The sequence below is a fragment of the Vibrio sp. genome, from assembly GCF_050299255.1.
Taxonomy (GTDB): domain Bacteria; phylum Pseudomonadota; class Gammaproteobacteria; order Enterobacterales; family Vibrionaceae; genus Vibrio.
The window spans coordinates 1-3,206 of record NZ_JBNKVP010000148.1 but is presented as its reverse complement, the minus strand read 5'-3'; the positions used below and the strand labels follow the sequence as shown (position 1 = coordinate 3,206).

Below are 3,206 nucleotides of genomic sequence, written 5' to 3'. Positions count from 1 at the left end.
TGCTCAAGTTCAGGTTGATAGCGCACCAGCCAGCGGTCTGCATGGATGGCTTCATCAACAACAATATTCGCCTTGCGAAATAACTCTTCAGACGATTGCGCATCTTCAGGACAAAGAATTTCGGCTAAGACAATTTTAAGAGGAATAGACACCAGGCCAGTTTCAACAGACTGTTCAAGAATATGCCGAAAAGTTTCCAACTGCATAAGATTGAGGCGAGACTCTGCAATATAAATGATCTCGCCACCGGACAGACGTGCGGCAGTGCCAGGCCAGCGACTTAGACGCTGCGCAAGAACCTTTAGGCAGGTATCACCATGGGCATAGCCGTACAAATCATTGATGCTTCGAAAACCAATAATGTTGACACCAATGATCTGAATTTCCTGCCCTTCTGCAATCATTTTGTCGACCAGCGCTTCCATATAGTAGCGGTTATACAAGCCAGTTAGTACATCATGTTCGGCCTGATAGCTGATACGCTTTTCACGTGACTGGATACTACTCTGCATGCTGGCAAAGGCATTGGCCAGTTCAACAATTTCTTTCACCCGGCCCGACGTAGCCAGCTCCTGCTCATAGTTTCCCTGAGAAATCAGGTCGACGGCTTTAACCAGTTTACCCACAGGCTCACTAACCCGCCGTGCCAGCAACATAGAAATACCTAAAGAAATAACGATGGCCAAAAAGGCGATACCAAGAATCTTAATCTGCAGTTCGGAAAAACTCTGGTACTGCTGGGTAACATCGATAGCCACGTTAAACAGCACCGGTGAATCATCATCTCCTGGCAATACTAGTGTACGCGCCACATAGGCCTGTTTGTGCAGCAACGTAATATCAAACCAACTGGCGATATTGGCCTTATCATTGATAAGGGATGTAGAAATACTGTCAGATAATGTGCTCACCACCACCTGGGCACCCTGTTCCGGGTCTTTGGTCTCAACAATAATATCTGCTTGCAGAATTTCTTTTAACTCAGCCAGAAACTCAGCGTCGAAGGCGTAACCTACTGCATAGATGGCTACCGGCGTTGGCAAATTTACCGTTACCAGTACAGTTTGATAAAGCTTGTCATTCAGCAGTACAAAACCACTGGAAGAGCCGGACTGGTATAAATCATTGACCAATTTTTCAGCAGGAAACTGAGATTGAGCTTGCAACAGACGAGGCCAGATAGTTTTAATCTCACCGTCCATTTTAAGAATGGCAATAAAGTCGGCGCCAATAATACCGCTGTGGTTGTCGAGCATACTGTTAATCGTCGGAATGTCACCATCAGCAAAACCGGTGGCAAAACCCACATCACGTCCCAGCATAGATGAGGTTTTTGAGATTAGATCGCTACGGTCGGTCATTACCCGGGCAAACACACCCTGGCTCACTTCCAGCTCTTTTTGCAGTTGCTCGTTAACCAGACGGTTAGTGGAAGTCCATACGCTTGCGAGGATGAGAATGGCCGTGATGACAATGCCACCAAGCATAATTCTGAACAGGGTTTGGCGTAATGAAATGCCCATGGCTTAGTTACCAAATGTCCGTTTACCGAACGTTCTCTTTTCAACGGGCTCGGGTAATGCAACCAGTTGTAAGGTAACGTTTTGTGATTCAGGCGAGTTGTCTATTGCTAATTCAATACGCTTGGTGTGCATAAAATCCAAATCGGCATGCCATACACTCACGTTCTTTACTTCATCAGGGACAGTAACATCACCGTTATTGTCAGATTGCCACAGTTGCTCACCATCAGAGACATAAATGTACCCCACCATGGAATCATGAATATTGCAGCCCAGTACCACGATACCTGGCTTATCAAACATGATGGGCTCTGATTCGGTGCCGGAATAAAGCTTTATTTCAAACGGTTTGGTCTGAGAAAAGCTGTACACATGATGGCGAATGTTGTCACTGTTTGGAAAGCTGACTAATTGCCCTTTTTGAACTGCAAGTACGTGGGGAACAAAGCTTTTATTTACCTGATCCATGATAGCAGGTTCAGGCGATGCGGTTAGCGGTAAAGAAGCCTGTCTACTGACGATCACATTGGCAAGCGCATTGCCTTGTTGATCGGTAAAATGAAGGGTTTTGGAATACGCAGGAACGACAGCAATCAAAGCTAATACATACATTCCACTGCGTTTTATAAAGCGCTCGATACTCCACCTCAATACTGTGTCGCTCACTGCTGCCATCCATGCTACTCATTATTATTTATAAATCATAGTAGTAAATTAGTATGCATAACGAATTAAGGCATCGTAAATTCAACGTTAAGTCCAACACGCAGACACAAAAAAACCGGTCCCAGGACCGGTTTTCAATTTGGTGCGGAAAGCGGGACTTGAACCCGCACGGCCGAAGCCACCACCCCCTCAAGATGGCGTGTCTACCAATTCCACCACTTCCGCAAAATCTTTTCTAGTTTGGTACGTCGCTGTCGTTATTGTCGTCAGCCGCTGGTACATCTGATGCAGGTACATCAGTCGCCGGAACGTCCTGAGCTGGCTGCTCTGTAACTACTGGCGCTTCCAGGCTTTCCCACTGATCCGTTGCCTTTTCACGATTTGCAGTCATGCTGCCGAGAATCAGGCTGATCAGGAAAAACAAGGTAGCCAGAATAGCTGTTGTACGGGTCATAAAGTTGCCTGAGCCGGTAGAACCAAACACAGTGTTTGAACCACCTGCTCCAAATGATGCGCCCATATCTGCGCCTTTACCCTGCTGTATCAGTACGAAACCGATAAGCAATAAGGCAACAATCAGGTACGCTACCAGTAGCACTTCATATAACATAGAAACCTCTTCAGTTTGCCGCTTGGCAAATCTCAATAAAATCGTTCACTTTCAGACTGGCTCCGCCAATCAGGCCACCGTCGACATCTTCTTGTCCGAACAGGGCGTGTGCATTATCAGGCTTGACACTGCCACCGTACAAAATTCGCATTTTGCTGGCTAATGCCTGATCTTTTTTGCCGACATGCTGTCGTATAAATGCATGTACTGCCTGGGCTTGTTCAGGTGAAGCCGTTTTGCCAGTGCCGATTGCCCAAATTGGCTCATAAGCAATGACACACGTTGACAGTTGCTGGTCACTCAATCCTTCAAGCAGTGCATCTATTTGCGCACCAATAAAGGCTTCGTAAGTGTTCGCTTCGCGTTCGCTTAGTGACTCACCAACACAAACAACAGGTACCAACCCA

The 3,206-nt window shown here is 46.5% G+C and carries 4 protein-coding genes and 1 tRNA gene; all 5 read right to left on the bottom strand.

Annotation, left to right across the window (positions count from 1 at the left end; all coding sequences use genetic code 11):
* The coding region (locus ACQY6F_RS18520) for a diguanylate cyclase domain-containing protein (protein WP_428776558.1) at positions 1 to 1,523 on the bottom strand (1,523 nt) is incomplete at its 3' end.
* Between the two features lie 3 nt (positions 1,524 to 1,526).
* Positions 1,527 to 2,198, bottom strand: a complete 672-nt coding sequence (locus tag ACQY6F_RS18515; protein WP_428776556.1) for a hypothetical protein — start codon at positions 2,196 to 2,198, stop codon at positions 1,527 to 1,529.
* 131 nt (positions 2,199 to 2,329) lie between these two features.
* A tRNA-Leu gene (locus ACQY6F_RS18510) sits at positions 2,330 to 2,414 on the bottom strand.
* A 10-nt stretch (positions 2,415 to 2,424) separates the two neighbouring features.
* A complete protein-coding gene (gene secG, locus ACQY6F_RS18505) occupies positions 2,425 to 2,799 on the bottom strand; it encodes a preprotein translocase subunit SecG (protein WP_428776555.1) in 375 nt (124 codons plus the stop codon).
* A 10-nt stretch (positions 2,800 to 2,809) separates the two neighbouring features.
* Positions 2,810 to 3,206 (bottom strand): triose-phosphate isomerase family protein (locus ACQY6F_RS18500; protein ID WP_428776553.1); only part of this gene is annotated, 397 nt, incomplete at its 5' end.